The organism is Pseudarthrobacter naphthalenicus (assembly GCF_029076445.1).
Taxonomy (GTDB): Bacteria; Actinomycetota; Actinomycetes; order Actinomycetales; family Micrococcaceae; genus Arthrobacter; species Arthrobacter naphthalenicus.
Map to the genome: position 1 here is coordinate 1 of NZ_JARESG010000088.1, position 533 is coordinate 533.

Genomic DNA, 533 nt, shown 5'->3' on the forward strand with positions numbered 1-533 from the left:
TTCGGCGACGAATGCGGTGTTGAAGTCACCACTCACGAATTTCTCGGTTTCGAGGATCTTCTTGTGGAAGGGCGCTGTGGTGGTGATGCCTTCGATGACGAGTTCGTCGAGGGCGCGGATGGTTCGGGTGATGGCTTCGTCGCGGTCCTTGCCCCAGCAGATGAGCTTGCCGATCATGGAGTCGTAGTAGGGCGGGATGGTGTAGCCGGTTTCGATGTGGGTGTCCATCCTGACTCCGAAACCGCCGGGTGCACGGAAGTTGGTGATCTTACCGGGGCCCGGGGCGAAATTGTTCTCCGGGTCCTCGGCGTTGATGCGGCATTCGATGGCGTGGCCACTGAAGATGATGTCGTCCTGGCTCAGTTCGAGCGGCAAGCCGCCGGCGATCTGTAGCTGGAGTTTGATGAGGTCGATGCCGGAGACCATTTCAGAGACGGGATGCTCTACCTGGATGCGGGTGTTCATCTCGATGAAGTAGTAGGTGCGTTCGATGTTGTCGAAGACGAACTCAACGGTCCCGGCGTTTTTGTAAC

General features: G+C 58.0%; 1 protein-coding gene. It reads right to left on the minus strand.

Features of this window, described 5'->3' with window-relative positions; translation table 11 throughout:
- The coding region (locus PY310_RS21520) for an ATP-binding protein (RefSeq protein WP_472925641.1) at nucleotides 1-533 on the minus strand (533 nt) is incomplete at both ends.